We start from the raw sequence: 15,418 nt of genomic DNA, 5'->3' as shown, positions 1-15,418 counted from the left end.
CTACCGCCCTGCCGTGGCCCCGGTAGTCTGGGGGCATGCCCGACCCCTCCGACGGCGCCGCCCGGCGTCGCCACCTCACATCCGCCTGCCCCCGCCAGGAGACGGCGGAGGAGGGCCGTCTGCCTCCGGTCAGCTCCACCTGGCTGCGCGGCCTGGCCGCTGCCCTGGGCTTACGGCCCACCAAGGCCCTGGGGCAGAACTTCGTGCACGACGCCGAGGTCCTGCGCGGCATCGTCCGGCACGCGGGCGTCCGGCCAGGGAACACCGTCCTGGAGGTGGGCCCCGGCCTGGGCTCCCTGACACTGGCCCTCCTGGCTGCCGGGGCGCGTGTGGTGGCCGTGGAGATCGACCCCGTCCTGGCCCGCGCCCTGCCCGCCACCGTCGCCGACCGTATGCCGGAGGCCGCGGGCAGCCTGAGCGTCGTGCACGCCGACGCGCTGGGCGTGACCGGCCCGAAGTCGCTGGGCCTGCCGCAGGGGGCGGACCTGCCCACCCTCCTGGTGGCGAACCTGCCCTACAACGTGGCCGTCCCCGTCCTCCTGACGCTCCTCGAGGCCCTGCCCTGCCTGGAGTCGGCCACCGTCATGGTCCAGGCGGAGGTCGCCGACCGCCTGGCCGCCGCCCCGGGGTCACGCACCTACGGGATCCCCAGCGCCAAGGTCGCCTGGTACGCCTCGGCCCGCCGCACCCTGACCATTGACCGCACGGTGTTCTGGCCGGTCCCCCACGTGGACTCCGCCCTGGTCGAGCTCACCCGCCACGCCCCCCCGGCCACCCGCGCCCCCAGGGAGGCGGTCTTCGCCGTCATCGACGCCGCCTTCTCCCAGCGCCGCAAGACCCTGCGCCAGGCCCTCGCCGCCCTGGCGGGCTCCCCGCAGCAGGCCGAGCAGGCCGCCCGGCAGGCAGGTGTCGACCCGCGCGCGCGCGGTGAGACCCTCGACGTCGCCGCCTTCGCCGCCCTGGCCGAGGCCCTGGGGTCCCAGGCCGGGGCCCAGCACTCCGGCGGGCGGGCGGGTGGCCCGACGACGGGGGACACCGCCTGCGCCCCCAGGTCCGGGACCCGGCCCGCCCCCGCCGCCTCGCCCCGCGCCCCCAAGGAGAGACCATGAGCTACCTGCGTGCCGTCCCCAGCGACTCCGACCTGCCCAGCCGCTCGGGCAGCGCCGCCTCCGTGCGTGTCGAGGCCCCCGGCAAGGTCAACCTCTTCCTGTCCGCGTCCGCCCCCGGCACCGACGGCTACCACCCGCTGACCACCGTCTTCCAGGCGGTGCGCCTCATTGAGACCGTCACCGCGCGCCGGCAGGCGGCGGACGCCATCGGCGCCATCACCCTGACCCTGGAGGAGCCCGACCCCGCCGTGCCCACCGGTGAGGACAACCTCGCCGTGGCCGCCGCCCGCCTCCTGGCCGCCGCCACCGGGGTCACCGAGGGCGTGGACCTGCTGGTGCGCAAGCGGGTACCGGTCGCCGGCGGGATGGCGGGAGGCAGCGCCGACGCCGCGGGCACCCTCCTGGCCTGCAACCAGCTGTGGGGTACCGGCCTGGCCCCGGACCACCTCATGAGCCTGGCCCGCCACCTGGGCGCCGACGTCCCCTTCCCGCTGCTGGGCGGCAGCGCCCTGGGCACTGACCGGGGCGACGAGCTCAGCCCCCTCATGACACGCGGCACCTACCACTGGGTCCTGGCCCTCCAGGACCGGGGCCTGCCCACGCCCTTGGTCTTCCGCCGCCTGGATGAGCTGCGCGGCCCCGGCGCGGCTCCGGAGGCTCCTGTGGCTCCAGAGGCTCCTGTGGCCCCGGAGGTACCTGCGGCTCCGGCGGGTCCGGAGCCGGCGTCCACGCGGGACGTGCCCCCGGCGTCGGGCCTGACGCCGCAGCCCGATGCCAGGACCAGGGCGTCAGCCCCCGACCCGGTGCCCCCCGCCCTGACCGCCGCCCTGCGGGCCGGGGACGCCCACGCCCTGGCCCAGGTCATGCGCAACGACCTGGAGGCTGCCGCCCTGGACCTGCGCCCCGAGCTCGCCGACGTCATTGACGTGGCCCAGGCCTCCGGTGCCCTGAGGGCCATGGTCTCCGGCTCCGGGCCCACCGTGGCGGCGCTGGTGACCGACATGGCGACCGCCCAGAGGGTGTCGCGGGCCCTGACCGCCTCCGGGGTCTGCTCCGGCGTGCTGCGCGTGGACGCCCCCGTGGCCGGGGCCAGGGTGGTGGGCTGATGGCGTACCTGCTGGGTGTGGAGGGCCTGCGCGTGGTCGTCGGCTCGCGCATCCTGCTTAACGGCGTCACCCTCGGCATCGAGGACGGCACCCGGGTCGGGGTCCTGGGGCCCAACGGCGCCGGGAAGTCCACCCTCCTGCAGGTCCTGGCCGGGGCCCGCCACCCCGACGGCGGGCGTGTCACCCGCACCGGGGGCGTGCGCCTGGCCATGCTCAGCCAGGCCGACGACCTGGACGCGGAGGCCACCGTGGTCCAGGCGGTCCACGGGGACGTCCCTGAGCACACCTGGGCCTCCGACCCAGCGGTCCGCGACGTCCACGCCGGGCTGCTGGCGGACCTGGACCTGGGCGCGCGGGCCGCCACCCTCTCCGGGGGCCAGAGGCGCCGCGTGGCCCTGGCTGCGGTCCTGACCGCCCCGGCCGACGTGGTGGTGCTCGACGAGCCCACCAACCACCTGGACGTCGAGGGCGTGGCCTGGCTGGCCCGCTACGTCGGCGCCCGGTTCGCGTCCCGGCGCGCCCGTGGCGCCCTGGTCGTGGTCACCCACGACCGCTGGTTCCTGGACGCGGTGTGCACCAACGTCTGGGAGGTCGTCCCCGGCGTGGACCCCGGGGGCGACCGCCCCCAGGTGGCCGGGAGGGTCGAGACCTACGACGGCGGTTACGCCGCCTACGTCCTGGCCCGGGCCGAGCGCTCCCGGCAGGCCGCCCTGGCCGCCGGGAAACGGGCGAACCTGCTGCGCAAGGAGCTGGCCTGGCTGCGCCGGGGCGCCCCGGCACGCACCTCCAAGCCTCGCTTCCGCACCGAGGCCGCCGAGGCCCTCATTGCCGATGTGCCCCCGCCCCGGGACACAGTCCAGCTCACGGCCATGGCCACCGCCCGCCTGGGTAAGAAGGTCATTGACCTGGAGGACGTGTCCGTGCGCTACCCGGCCGGTGACGGCTCCGCGCTGGCCCGTGACGGCTTCGGGCCGGGTGGCGCAGGGGTACCGGGCACCGGGGCCGGGAGCCGGGCCGGTGACGGCGGGACCGGCCGGACAGGCCGCGGGGCCCCGCTGCGGGGGCGCGGCTGGGCCGGTGACGGCGGGACCGGCGGCGGGGCCGGGCCGGGTACCGAGGTCCTGCGCCACGTCACCTGGCGCCTGGCACCGGGGGAGAGGGTCGGCGTCGTCGGGGTCAACGGGGCGGGCAAGACCACCCTGCTGCGCCTGCTGGAGGGCGTCCAGCAGCCCACGGAGGGGCGCGTGGTGCGCGGCAGGACCGTCAAGGTGGCCGCCCTGTCCCAGTCCACCCACGAGCTCGACGCGCTGGCGGACAAGCGTGTGGTCGAGGCCGTGGCCATGGTCGGTGAACGGGTGGTCGTGGACGGCAAGGAGCTGACCGCCGCCCAGCTCGTCGAGCGCCTGGGCTTCACCCGCCAGCGGGCCTGGACCCGCGTGGGGGAGGTCAGCGGTGGGGAGCGGCGCCGCCTCCAGCTGCTGCGGCTGCTCATGACCGAGCCCAACGTGCTCCTGCTGGACGAGCCCACCAACGACCTGGACACCGACACCCTGGCCGCCGTGGAGGACGTCCTGGACTCCTTCCCCGGCACCCTCGTGGTGGTCTCCCACGACCGCTACCTGCTGGAGCGGGTCACCGACCACCAGGTGGCCCTCCTGGGCGACGGGTGCCTGCGCGACCTTCCCGGCGGCGTCGAGCAGTACCTGGCGCTGCGGCGCCAGGAGTCCGGTGGCGTGGCCCGCGGTGTGTCCCGTGGCGCGGCCCGCGGTGGAGGCGCGACGCCGGGACCCGGACCGGGCAGGTCCCGCGGGGGCGGCGGGCGCGACGACGGTGCGGGTCGCAATGGGCGCGACGGTGCGGCCCGGGCTGGTGAGGGCGCCGGGGCCCTGGGCGGGGCCGGTGCGGGCGGGCTCACGGGCGCCCAGCACCGGGAGGCCACCAAGGCCCTGGCCCGCCTGGAGCGTCGGGTGGGGAAGGCCGGGGACGCCGTCGGGCGCCTTCAGGCCCGTCTGGAGGAGGCTGCCGCCGACCCCGCGCGCGTGGGCGAGCTGGCCCGTCTGGGGCGTGACCTGAGCGCCGCCCAGGCCGAGCAGGCCGCCCTGGAGGAGCAGTGGCTCCAGGCCGCCCAGGCCCTGGAGGACTAGACGCCCCGCACCCGCACAGTGGCCGCCGCCTCGCGCCCGCCTCCTGTCTACCCAGTGACCACCCCGCCAGCAGGACCCGCCCCGCCGGTAGGGCGTCGCCACCCCCGGCGCGGCGGGCGGGCGGAACCGTCTAGAATCACCTGGCGACGCTGACGCGCGTCCTGTCCGCCTGGCTCGTCCCCGGAGAATCACGTGAAGACCCTTGTCGTTATCCCGACCTACAACGAGGTCGAGTCCCTGCCGGGCGCCCTGGACCGGGTGCGCCAGCACGCGCCCGCCGCACACGTCCTGGTCGTGGACGACTCCTCCCCGGACGGGACCGGTGCCCTGGCTGACGAGCGCGCCTCGCGCGACGACCACGTCCACGTCCTGCACCGCAGGCAGAAGAACGGCCTGGGGCCGGCCTACCTGGCGGGCTTCGACTGGGGCCTGGGGGCCGGCTACGAGCTCCTGGTGGAGATGGACGCCGACGGCTCCCACCGCGCCGAGGACCTGGTCCTGCTCATCCAGCGCGCCGAGATGGCCGACGCCCCGGACCTGGTCATCGGCTCACGCTGGGTGGCTGGCGGGGCCACCCAGGGCTGGAGTGCCCGGCGTGTGGCCCTGTCCCGCGCCGGGAACCTCTACGTCAACGTGGTACTGGGCACACGTGTCAGGGACGCCACCGCGGGCTTCCGGGTCTACCGCGCCGACATCCTGCGACGCCTGGACCGGAGCCAGGTGCGGGCCCTGGGATACGGCTTCCAGGTCAATATGACCAAGGTCGTGGAGGACATGGGAGGCCGGATCGTCGAGATGCCCATCACCTTCGTGGAGCGCCAGGCCGGTCAGTCCAAGCTGAGCGGGGGCATCTTCACCGAGGAGCTGGCCCTGGTCACGCGGTGGGGGCTGGCCCGGCGCGCCCACCAGGCCGCCGCCGCGGCCCGGCGCACGGCATCCCGCCTGCGTCGTGGCCGGGGGTGAGCGGCGTGGCAGCCCCGAAGCCCCCCTCACAGGACGACGGCGGGGGCACGAGCCTGCGCGCCGTCGCCCAGCAGCTCAAGCACCGCCTCCACACGGCCCGGGTGCGCCTGGCCGCCCGGCGCCTGGCCAGCGCCCACGACCGCATCGCCCGTAGGGCCCAGGAGGTCCCCTACGTGTGGGACCGGGACCGCTACGACGCCGGGATCGGTCACGCCGCCGACTCCAACTCCTCGACCTTCGTGGTCAACCACCTCTTCTGGTCCCTGCCTCAGGCGCGCGACGCCGTGCCCGCGCCTCAGGCCCCCAAGGTGCTCTGGGCCCTGTGGACCGGGGACAACCCCGTCACCCCCAGGCGCCGGGAGAGCCTGGACGCCCTGGCCGCGGACAACCCCGACCTGGAGATCAGGGTGGTCACCCCCGCCAACATCCAGGAGCACGTCGTCGCCGACCACCCGCTCCACCCGGCCTACGAGCGGCTGTCGTACATGCACCGCTCGGACTACCTGCGCGCCTACCTCATGCTGCACCACGGAGGGGTCTACTGCGACATCAAGCAGTACACGCGGCCCCTGTCGGTCCTGGTCGACCAGCTCAACGCCGACCCGGACCTGTGGGCCTGCGGGGCGGCGGAGAGGGCCCCCGAGCACACCGGGCCCGCCTTCGGGCCGCTCGGGCAGGACCAGCGGCGCTACTTCCGCCAGGAGCTCTCCCAGTTCTGCTTCGCCTTCAAGGCCCGCACCCCCCTGGCCGTGGAGTGGGTTGCCGAGGTCGAACGGCGCCTGTCCTACTTCCAGGACCTGCTGGAGCTGCAGGAGACCAGCCAGCCCTACGGCACGAACCCCGACTACCCCGTGCCCTGGAGCGCCCTCATGGCCTTTGTCTCCACCCCCCTGAGCCTGAAGTACCACGACCACGTCCGCGCCGACCCCACCGTCCAGATCGACTGGCAGCCAGGAGGGTACCGGTGAGGCCGCACCCGCCCCGAACCACCGACCGCCCAGGAGGAACCATGAGCAGCACCACCATGCTGTACGTCCAGCCGCAGGGCCACGGCTGGGGCCCCGTCAACACCATGGTGCGCCTGGCCGCGCGCCTGCTGGAGGCCGACCTCATGGTCGTCCCCGACACGCCGCTGGGCCAGGCCGCCAAGCTGCGCCTCCTGCTGCCCCGGATACGGGGACGCGGCACGCTCCTGGTGGTCGCCGCCGTCCCCGAGCACCTCAACGCCGTCCTGTGCGTGCCCGGGCTGCGCCACCGCTTCGGGACCGTGGCCGGGTGGGTCATTGACTGCTGGTGGACGGACCGGGTCCCCGTCGCGGTGACACGCGGACGGCTCTACGACCGCCTCCTGGTCACCGAGAAGGGCGTGGTCCCCCACTGGCAGCAGGCCAGCGGGCTGCCGGTGACCTGGCTCCCGCTGGGCACGGACGCGCTCGCGGCGTGGCGGCGCCGCGTCGTCAAGGACGACTCCGGCCCTCGGGGCGCCGACCCTGTGGGTGTCCCCGCGGACGGCCCCTGGGACGGGGGCCGTCCGGTGGACCTCCAGCGCATGGGACGCCAGGCCCCCGCCTGGGACGACGACGTCGCCCTGGCCCGCTGCGCCGCCGACCACGGGCTGGTCATGGGCGCCCGCCCGCCCTTTGGCGCCACCGCGGCGGCCTCCTACCGCAACGTCCTGGACTCCTACCGCCGGGCCAAGGTCGTCCTGGCCTTCACCAACCTGGTCTCACCGGCCGAGTACACCCACCCCACCCGCGAGTACGTCACCTCCCGGTGGCTGGACGCCCTGGCCGGCGGTGCCCTGGTGGCGGGGCGGCGTCCCCGTGAGGAGGGCAGCGACGAACTGCTGTGGGAGGGGGCCACCGTGGACCTGCCGGTTGACGACCTTGAGGCGGGTATGGCCCAGCTGGCGCTGCGTCTGGCCGACTGGTCGCCCAGGGAGGCGCTCGCCCTCCAGGTCGAGGCCCTGCGCCGCCTGGACTGGCGCCTGCGCCTGCGCGTGCTCGCCACGGAGCTGGGCCTGGAGTGCCCCGCCCTTGCGCGCTCCGAGCACCACCTGGCAGCCGCCCGGCAGGAGGCGGAGCGTGAGCTGGCCGCTGCCGATCGGGAGATGGAGCGTAAGGTGATTGCCGCCTTGGAGAGGTCGGAGCGTGAGCTAATCGCCGTCCTGCAGAAGGCTGAGCCTGAGCTGGACGCCGAGCTGGGGTCGGGGCCCGAGCCGGAGGGGGAGCGTAAGTTGGCGGCCGCCCGGCAGGGGGCGGGGCCTGAGTTGGCTGCCACCCAGTCGGAGGCTGAGCCTGAGCCGGACGCCGAGCCGGAGGGGGAGCAGTGAGCGCCCTGCCCCGCCTGTGCCTGGTCTCGGGCGCTGACCGGATCCGCTACCGCTCCCACGTTAACCAGGCGGTCTACGCCCAGGAGCACGGGTACGACTACCGGTTCGACCTGGGGGTCAACCTCGGCGGCCTGCGCAGCCACTTCGACATTAAGCTACGGGTGCTCCAGCGCCTCGGGCCGCTCTACGAGTGGGTGATGTGGATCGACGACGACTGCTGGTTCACCGACTTCCGCCCGGGGATCCTGGAGGCGGTGCTGGAGGAGGCCACGGAGCGCGACGCCGACATTGTCATCGCCCGGGGCGCCCGCGAGCCCCGGGGGTTCTCCAGCTTCCTCAACTCCGGCGTCATCCTCCTGCGCCGCAGCCAGGCCGCCACCAGCCTCCTGGAGGGGGTGCTCACCGAGCCCATTGACGACGTCGAGCGCTGGTGGGACGAGAAGCGCCTGGGTATCTTCACCCACGGCGACCAGGACCAGATCGTCAAGGTCCTCCACGACCGGGACCTGCTGGGGCGTACCTGGCTCACCGACCCCCAGCGCCTCAACTCCCGCACCCACCTGTACACCGCCTCCGCCCAGGACGCCCTGGTCTGCCACTTCGCCGGCCACTACGACCGGGAGCTCTCCGTGGCCTACTTCGCCCGGGACTACCACCTCTCCCCGGACCTGCTGCCCTGGGAGGTGGCCAGGAGGTACGGCATAACCACCCGGCCCATGAGCCCCGCGGAGATCCGCCTGCGCCAGGAGCGACGTGACCTGCGCGGACGCCTCAAGCCCTATCTCAAGCCCCTGCGCGACCGGCTCCGCGAGGTCAGGCGCCGCTGACGTCGTCGGCGTGCCCCACAGCGGGCCGGGGGCGCCGGCCCGGAGCGCGGTGACGGTGCCGTCGGGGTAGGCGACCAGGCAGCGGGCCGGGGGTGCCGGCCCGGGGGAGTGACGCCGTCGGCGTGCCCCCGCTCAGCGGACCGCGCCCCCCGCTGGGCGGCGGAGCCCCAGCGACCAGGGGGCGAGCCACCTCACCGGGACCGCCACCGCGTGGCACACCCCGACCGTCACCAGGGCGACACCGAGCGCCCACAGGCTGGAGGGGACCGGCCAGGTCTCTGCGCCGACGCGCCCCAGGACCATCTGGAGGGCGATGACCACGAACTTGTGCAGGCACAGGATAATGAGGCTGTCGCGGCCCACACGCTCCAGCCACCGCCCCCAGGGACGTGGCAGGGACCGGGCCAGGAGCACCAGGCCCCCGCTGCCCGTGAGCGCGCCCAGGAGGAAGAGGGGGTAGCTCTCCCCGTAGGCCTTGGTGACGTAGTCAACGGGGGACTGGCTGAAGGCGATGAGGGCCGTGGACACCCAGCAGGCGGTCCCGGCGGCGGCCTCCAGCCAGGGGGGCGTGGACGGGTGGGACCGGCGCCTGGGGACGTCGGGTAGGGCTGCCCTGTGGCTGGTGGCGGCCTGGCCGCGGCCCGGGGGGCGCCTGGACGCCGGTGCGGCGCGGCGCCCGCCTACCTCCCCCGTCGGGGCGGGCGGGTCCAGGACCTCCGCCGGGTCGCCGACGCGCGCCTCCCCCGTCGGGGCCAACGCCCCCGTGCGGGTGGATCCCCTGGTGCGTGTGGCTTCCCTGGTGCGCGTGGATCCCCCGGTGCGCCCGGCCGCGGCACCCAGCAGAGGCCCGCGCAACCACGCCCCGATAAGGAAGAAGGGCATGAGCACCACGACCCGTTCCAGCGACCAGGGCAGGGCCGGGGTGGTGCGGGCGACCGTCCACCAGGACAGGCCCACTGAGGCCAGGATCCACACCGGCAGGGGCACCCGGGCCAGCTCCACCCCCAGGCGCTCCACCCCGGTGGCCAGCAGGTAGGCCACCGTAATGGCCGGGAGGAACCACAGGGGCTTGTTCCAGTCCATGAGGTGCTCGGAGGGGTTGGCCCACACGATCCCCCACAGGTCCTGTGACAGTGAGGTCGGCCCCCGGCGGTGCAGGATCTGGGCCGCCAGGCCCCCCACGACGTCGAACAGCACCACGCTCACCAGCGCCCAGGTGAGGTAGGGCACCAGGATGGTGCGTACACGGCCCCGCAGCCACGCGGTCAGGGAGCGTCCTCGGGTGCGGTGGACCAGCCCGGACAGGAGGAAGAAGGCGGGGACGTGGAAGGCGTAGATAAAGGTGAAGGCCGTGGGGTGCCCGTCCCAGGGCAGGTAGGCGTGGCCGATGACGATCATGAGCATGGCGGCGCCCCGGGCGACGTCGATCCACGGCACCCGTCCTCCGACGCGCTCGGGGCCGGCGTGCCGCGGCTGGCTCATCCCTGGTCTCCCGGGTCCGTGCCGCGGGTGCGCAGCACCGGTCTGGGCAGGATCCCGCGCAGGCCGTTCCAGGCCAGGTTCACCATGTGCGCGGCCACCTCTTCCTTGCTCAGCCTGCGGTTCTCCAGCCACCACTGGGAGGGCAGGGCCACGATCCCCACGAGCATCTGGGCGTACAGGGGCGCGGTGCGGGGGTCGAGCTGGTGGGCCTTGAAGTGGGTGGCGAGTATGCCCGAGACCTGCACCGCCAGGTCCGCCAGCAGCGTGGAGTAGGTGCCGCTGGAGCGGTCGTTCTCACTGGAGAGGATGCGGAAGCCCTCGGTGTGGTCCTCGATGTAGGTCAGCAGGGCCAGGGCGGCGTGCTCCAGGATGACCGACGGGGAGGCGTCGGACTCCAGGGCGCCGGTGATCGCGGCGTAGATGCAGGTCAGCTCACGGTCCACAATGACGGCGTAGAGCCCTTCCTTGCCTCCGAAGTGCTCGTAGACCACCGGCTTGGAGACCTTGGCCCGGGAGGCGACCTCCTCGATGCTGGTGGCGTCAAAGCCCTTCTCCGCGAAGAGCCCCCGTGCCACGGCAATGAGCTGCTCGCGCCGCTCTCCCGCGCTCATCCTGGTCCGCTTGCTCGCCATGGGAACCATTGTGCCGTCCTACGGCGTCCTTCAGCCGACCGGGGGCACCGGCGTCGCGGCCTGTCTGCCCACCCGGCTGCCCGCAGCGTGGTTCACCGGGGACGTACGCTGACGCGGATACGGGACCCAGCCCAGGAGTGGCGCAATGGCGCGGACGTACCTTAACCACGGGGGACGTACGGGCAGCTGGACCAGGAGCGTGGTCTTGTCCGCGGACGTACCTCAGTCGCAGGAGACGTATCTTTAGGGTACGTCCCCCACAACTAAGGTACGTCCCCTATAACTAAGGTACGTCCCCCGCGGCTAAGGTACGTTCCCTATAACTAAGGTACGTCCCACATGTTCGCGCGCCGCAGGAGGTGTTAGGACTGCTTGTAGCGGTAGACGTTCGTCTCGCGCAGTTCGAAGCCCGCCCGGCGGTAGAGGCGGTTGGCGGCCTCACGGCTGGGACGGCTGGTGAGGTCCACGGTACGGGCGCCAATACTCGTGGCGTGGGCGACGGCGGCCTCCACCAGGGCCTGCCCGGCGCCTCGGCCGCGGGCCTGGCCGTCCACGACCACGTCCTCGACCCAGGCGCGCAGGCCCGTGGGGATGGTGAAGGTCGCCAGGGTGAGCATGCCCAGGATCGGCGCGGCTGCCCCGGGAGCAGTCCCGGCCCCGGCCCTGGCCCCGGCCCCCTGGGCGCCCGGGCTGGCCTGGCCAGCGGCCTCCTGCCCGTCTGAGCCAGCCTGGCTGGCGGCCCCTGTCGGTGCGTCGGCGTCGGGCCTGAAGACGAAGAGGAAGACGCCGGGCTGGGCCACCAGGTCCGCGCACTGCTGCGCGGTCAGGGCCGGGGCGGTGCGGGAGAGCTGCGGGATGAGGCGCTCCATTGCCTCGACGAGCTCGGGGGTGGAGGAGGTGACCAGCTCAACGCTCATGACGTGCCTTTCGGATGGGGACGAACGCACCTACTGTTCCACATCCCCGCCCTGGGCGGTGGGGCGGAGGCGCGGGCGTGGCGCCCGGGGATCAGGCCACGTGCGCGGCACCCGGCCCTGTGGGGGCTCGACGCAGGGGAGTGCGCCCGCCGGTCGGGCTACCCCCTACCCCGGTCCTTAGGTGGTGGCTGTAGAGCTTGGTGAGCGCGGAGGCCAGACAGGGGCTACCCCGGTGCCCCTAGGCGGTGGGGCCCATAATGGCGGCCTGGACCAGGGTGGTCCCGGTGGCCAGGTCGCGCAGGCGCAGCACGTAGGGGTGGTCCACGACGAAGTCAATGGGCTTGCTCTGGTCGGGGGCGGCCCCGGCCGTGAGGCCCACCTCCGTCAGGGCGGCGGCGACGGTGCCCTCCTCGTCCACCAGGAGGCGCACCTGCTGGACCACCTGGCTAATGGACAGCCCGAGGGCGATCCCGTCCAGGCTGGAGGTGTCCAGGCCCAGCGCCTTGAGCATCTCCAGGAGCTCGACGGGCCCGGAGGTCAGGTCGAGCTTGGGCAGGACGATCTTGACCTCGTTCTGGTCCGGGCCTGCCGCGGCCTGGTCCAGGGCGGCGGAGGCCTGGGCCCAGGTGGCGGGGGGCAGGTCGGCGGGGCTGGTGCCCTGGTTGGGCAGGACGACGTCCATGGCCAGGCCCTGCCCGTCGAGCTCCCCGCCCTGGTAGCCCAGGCGTACGGCGGCCCAGCCCTGGCCGTAGGCGTAGGGGATGGTGCGGGTGCCGTGCATGAACTTGGTCTGGGTGGTGGAGCCGTCGGCCCGGGTGAAGGTGCCCTCCCTGGTGTCCTCGGCCTTGAAGGGCGTGTCCCACTGGGCGGCGAAGAGCAGGGCGTTCTGGAGGACCAGGGCGGTGTCGCTGGTGACCTGGATGCCGGTCTTCTTGATCAGCCCGGCGGTGTTCTTGTCGGCCCACTTACTGAGGTTGTCCGCCAGGTCGCCTAGGGGGACCTTCTCGATCTGGGCGGAGAACCAGCGCAGGACGGTGTCCAGGTAGGTCTGGCTGACGGTAAGGTCCTTACGGTCGACCACGACCACGTGGTTGGCCACGTGCACCAGGGGCGTCTCAGGGGGCTTGCCGGGGTCGAAGCCGTCCAGGGAGCGGTCGTTGCGGTTCAGGGCGGTCTGGACGGCCGACCAGGTCTGGTCGCGTTCCTGACCGCTGACTCCCAGGAGCTTGTCGTAGCCCTGGGTGGTGGCGTCCGTGGCGCCGTCGGCCACCAGGGCCAGCGCCAGGGCCAGGCTGAGCGGGGAGGCCAGGGCGTTGGTGCCGGGGCTCTGGGTCAGCAGGTGGTTCAGGAGCTGCGCCCCCAGCTCGTCGCAGGCGGTCACGGCGTCGGCCAGGGAGGTGCGTACACTGTCCAGGGACACGGTCTCACGGGTGACCGTGGAGGTCAGGGGCGTGCCCGTGGCCGAGGAGGAGCACGAGGCGAGGAGGGCGCTCGCCGTCGGGGCCAGCGCGGCCAGGGCCAGGAGGGAACGACGACTCGGCTGGCGTGTGTGCGGACTCATACTAAGAGGCTATCAGGAGACTGGTGTCACTGGTACGTACCACCCCGGGCCTGCCCTCCCCGTTCTTCCCCTCCCGCCCCCTTCCGCCCCCTTCCGCGAGAACGGTACTTATTCGTCGTGAGAACGGTACTTGTTTGCCGTGAGAACGGTACTTATTGCTCGCGAGAACGGGGGCGCGGGACCAACCTGGGTGTGTCAGGAGGTGGTGGGGTCCATGACGGCGGCCTGAACCAAGGTGGTCCCGGTGGCCAGGTCGCGCAGGCGCAGCACGTAGGGGCGGTTGACGATGAAGTCGGTGGGATCGTCCTGGACAGGCGCGCACCCATCCATGATTGCCGCCTCCGTCAGGGCCGCGGCGACGGTGCCCTCCTCGTCCACCAGGAGGCGTACCTGCTGGACCACCTGGCTAATAGACAGCCCGAGGGCGATCCCGTCCAGGCTGGAGGCGTCCAGGCCCAGCGCCTTGAGCATCTCCAGGAGCTCGACGGGCCCGGAGACCAGGTCCAGCACGGGCAGGGCGATCCTGACCCTGCGGTAGTCCGGGCCCTTCATCCCCGGCCCGGCCACCTCCGCCCGACCTGGACTCGTGGCCTGGTCCAGCCCAGCCACCTCCACCCGACCCACCTCAACTGCCCGGTCCAGCCCGGCTGCCCGGTCCAGGGCGGCGGAGGCCTGGGCCCAGGTGGCAGGGGGCAGGTCGGCGGGGCTGGTCCGCCGTCGGGGCAGGACGACGTCCATGGCCAGGCCCTGCCCACGGGGCCACCCTCCGCCCTGCCCGTCCTGGTAGTCCAGGCGTACGGCGGCCCAGTCCCGGCCGCGGGCGTAGGGGATGGTGCGGGTGTCGTTCATGAACTGTGCCCGGGTGGTGGAGCCGTCGGCCCGGGTGAAGGTGTCCTCCGCGGTGCCCTCGGCATTGAAGGGCGTGCTCCAGCGGGCGGCGAAGAGCAGGGCGTTCTGGAGGACCAGGGCGGTGTCGCCGGTGACCTCGATGCCGGTCTTCTTGATCAGCCCGGCCGTGTGCTCCTGGGCCCAGGCGCTGAGGTTGGCTGTCAGGTCGCCTACGGGGACCTTCTCGACCTGGGCGGAGAACCAGCGCAGGACTGTGTCCAGGTAGGCCTGGCTGACCGCCACCTCCTCACGGTCGACCACGACCACGTGGTTGGCCACGTGCACCAGGGGCGTCTCAGGGGGCTTGCCGGGGTCGAAGCCGTCCAGGGAGCGGTCGTAGCGTCCCAGGGCGGTCTGGACGGCCGACCAGGCCCGGTCCCGGTCCCGCCCTCCTGCTCCCAGGAGGCGGTCGTAGCCCTGGGTGGCGGCGTTCGTGGCGCCGTCGGCCACCAGGGCCAGCGCCAGGGCCAGGCCCAGGGGACAGACTAGGATGTTGGTCCCAGGAGCCTCGGCCATGAGGTGGCCCAGGAGCTGAGCCCCCAGATCGTCGCAGGCGGCCACGACGTCGGCCAGGGAGGTGCGTACGCTGTCCAGGGACACGGTTTCACGCGCCACAGCAGAGGTCAGGGGCACCCCTGGTGCTGGCGGCAGACGCGGGCAGGCCTCCACCGAGGGACGGGAGCGACGGGGACGCGTCTCTTCCCAAATGACGGGCGGCGGGAGCAGACGTGTGCGCAGTCTCATAGCCGGAGGCTACACCCCCACCTGGGCACCCGGAGCTGGCGCGTGGGGGTCTGCCCGCACGTCCTCTCCCGTGACCCCCCACCTGGGCACCCGGAGCTGGCCGACCTCGGCCACGCCCACCGAGGACTCCGTCCCATCCCCGAGAGCGCCGGGAGCTGGCCGGGCCCTCGGTAGGGGCATCGCCCCTGGGCCCCCACCCTTGGGAGCGCTGGGAGCTGGCTTTTCGGGGTCTAGTCGCCCACTACCCTGGTTGCCCACCCCTGAGAGCGCCCGGAGCTGGCCCCTGGTGGGCGCCCCGGGCCGAGTTGCACATTCTTTTTACAATCAGCGATCAGTAAACGGCTTAATCGCGTGGATTCATCAGGCAGCTCGGGGCCCGGAAACCAGGATGAATGTGCAACGGCGCCCAAGTTGCACATTCATCCTGCCCACCTCCGCCTCCCGGGCCGGGAAACCGTTGGAATGACGCCACTGGCTCGCCACCGGCTCCAGGATGAATGTGCAGGTGCCGGTGACGGCCGCCCGGGGAGCGTCGAGTACCCTGTGGGGCAGGCCGAACGTCCCAACTTCGCCAAGGAAGGCAACCATGACCGACGCCGCCTCTGTCACACCCGACCACACCGCGCCAGCCACTCCCGCACCGGCGGCCCTCGCACGGGCCACCCCCACGTCAGCCGCCCCTGCACTTGCTACCCCCACACCGGCTACCCACG

At 73.3% G+C, this 15,418-nt stretch carries 12 protein-coding genes; 7 read left to right on the top strand and 5 right to left on the bottom strand.

Annotation, left to right across the window (positions count from 1 at the left end; genetic code table 11):
• The first annotated feature begins 35 nt into the window (after positions 1 to 35).
• The 7 genes from rsmA to JJJ15_RS05825 all read left to right on the top strand — a co-directional run bounded on the left by rsmA (position 36) and on the right by JJJ15_RS05825 (position 8,481).
• The gene (rsmA, locus tag JJJ15_RS05855) at positions 36 to 1,109 is read left to right on the top strand and encodes a 16S rRNA (adenine(1518)-N(6)/adenine(1519)-N(6))-dimethyltransferase RsmA (protein ID WP_200511762.1); all 1,074 of its coding nucleotides are present in this window, start codon (positions 36 to 38) and stop codon (positions 1,107 to 1,109) included.
• A complete protein-coding gene (locus JJJ15_RS05850) occupies positions 1,106 to 2,215 on the top strand; it encodes a 4-(cytidine 5'-diphospho)-2-C-methyl-D-erythritol kinase (protein WP_200511761.1) in 1,110 nt (369 codons plus the stop codon). The genes rsmA and JJJ15_RS05850 overlap by 4 nt, the downstream gene beginning before the upstream one ends.
• Positions 2,215 to 4,359, top strand: coding sequence for an ABC-F family ATP-binding cassette domain-containing protein (locus tag JJJ15_RS05845; RefSeq protein ID WP_200511760.1), 2,145 nt, complete (start codon positions 2,215 to 2,217; stop codon positions 4,357 to 4,359). Before JJJ15_RS05850 ends, JJJ15_RS05845 begins: the two co-directional genes overlap by 1 nt.
• A gap of 192 nt (positions 4,360 to 4,551) precedes the next feature.
• Positions 4,552 to 5,322, top strand: coding sequence for a polyprenol monophosphomannose synthase (locus tag JJJ15_RS05840; RefSeq protein ID WP_200511759.1), 771 nt, complete (start codon positions 4,552 to 4,554; stop codon positions 5,320 to 5,322).
• A gap of 5 nt (positions 5,323 to 5,327) precedes the next feature.
• Positions 5,328 to 6,290: a glycosyltransferase gene (locus tag JJJ15_RS05835; protein WP_200511758.1), complete on the top strand. Its 963-nt coding sequence runs from the start codon at positions 5,328 to 5,330 to the stop codon at positions 6,288 to 6,290.
• A gap of 41 nt (positions 6,291 to 6,331) precedes the next feature.
• Positions 6,332 to 7,654 carry a hypothetical protein gene (locus tag JJJ15_RS05830; RefSeq protein ID WP_200511756.1) on the top strand — a complete coding sequence of 441 codons (1,323 nt, stop codon included), beginning with the start codon at positions 6,332 to 6,334 and terminating at the stop codon, positions 7,652 to 7,654.
• Entirely contained in the window at positions 7,651 to 8,481 is an 831-nt protein-coding gene (locus JJJ15_RS05825) for a hypothetical protein (protein ID WP_200511755.1), read from the top strand. Before JJJ15_RS05830 ends, JJJ15_RS05825 begins: the two co-directional genes overlap by 4 nt.
• Before the next feature lie 132 nt (positions 8,482 to 8,613).
• On the opposite strand, the gene JJJ15_RS05820 is transcribed toward JJJ15_RS05825, so the two are convergent.
• The 5 genes from JJJ15_RS05820 to JJJ15_RS05800 form a co-directional block, all read right to left on the bottom strand.
• Positions 8,614 to 9,963 carry an acyltransferase gene (locus tag JJJ15_RS05820; RefSeq protein WP_200511754.1) on the bottom strand — a complete coding sequence of 450 codons (1,350 nt, stop codon included), beginning with the start codon at positions 9,961 to 9,963 and terminating at the stop codon, positions 8,614 to 8,616.
• Positions 9,960 to 10,595: a TetR/AcrR family transcriptional regulator gene (locus JJJ15_RS05815; RefSeq protein WP_106109862.1), complete on the bottom strand. Its 636-nt coding sequence runs from the start codon at positions 10,593 to 10,595 to the stop codon at positions 9,960 to 9,962. Before JJJ15_RS05815 ends, JJJ15_RS05820 begins: the two co-directional genes overlap by 4 nt.
• Before the next feature lie 362 nt (positions 10,596 to 10,957).
• Positions 10,958 to 11,512, bottom strand: a complete 555-nt coding sequence (locus JJJ15_RS05810; RefSeq protein WP_200511753.1) for a GNAT family N-acetyltransferase — start codon at positions 11,510 to 11,512, stop codon at positions 10,958 to 10,960.
• 238 nt (positions 11,513 to 11,750) lie between these two features.
• Entirely contained in the window at positions 11,751 to 13,073 is a 1,323-nt protein-coding gene (locus JJJ15_RS05805) for a serpin family protein (protein WP_200511752.1), read from the bottom strand.
• 195 nt (positions 13,074 to 13,268) lie between these two features.
• Positions 13,269 to 14,561 (bottom strand): serpin family protein, encoded by a 1,293-nt coding sequence (locus JJJ15_RS05800; RefSeq protein ID WP_200511751.1) that lies wholly within the window; start codon positions 14,559 to 14,561, stop codon positions 13,269 to 13,271.
• Positions 14,562 to 15,418: the final 857 nt, after the last annotated feature.

The organism is Actinomyces sp. HMT897, assembly GCF_016626125.1.
Classification (GTDB): domain Bacteria; phylum Actinomycetota; class Actinomycetes; order Actinomycetales; family Actinomycetaceae; genus Actinomyces.
This window is presented reverse-complemented; position numbering and strand designations above follow the sequence as displayed.

Bases quoted from the DNA above. Each gene is read 5' to 3' on its own strand.
- rsmA (WP_200511762.1), top strand. From the start codon at position 36: ATGCCCGACCCCTCCGACGGCGCCGCCCGGCGTCGCCACCTCACATCC.
- JJJ15_RS05815 (WP_106109862.1), bottom strand. From the start codon at position 10,595: ATGGCGAGCAAGCGGACCAGGATGAGCGCGGGAGAGCGGCGCGAGCAG.
- JJJ15_RS05845 (WP_200511760.1), top strand. From the start codon at position 2,215: ATGGCGTACCTGCTGGGTGTGGAGGGCCTGCGCGTGGTCGTCGGCTCG.
- JJJ15_RS05805 (WP_200511752.1), bottom strand. From the start codon at position 13,073: ATGAGTCCGCACACACGCCAGCCGAGTCGTCGTTCCCTCCTGGCCCTG.
- JJJ15_RS05850 (WP_200511761.1), top strand. From the start codon at position 1,106: ATGAGCTACCTGCGTGCCGTCCCCAGCGACTCCGACCTGCCCAGCCGC.
- JJJ15_RS05820 (WP_200511754.1), bottom strand. From the start codon at position 9,963: ATGAGCCAGCCGCGGCACGCCGGCCCCGAGCGCGTCGGAGGACGGGTG.
- JJJ15_RS05830 (WP_200511756.1), top strand. From the start codon at position 6,332: ATGAGCAGCACCACCATGCTGTACGTCCAGCCGCAGGGCCACGGCTGG.
- JJJ15_RS05810 (WP_200511753.1), bottom strand. From the start codon at position 11,512: ATGAGCGTTGAGCTGGTCACCTCCTCCACCCCCGAGCTCGTCGAGGCA.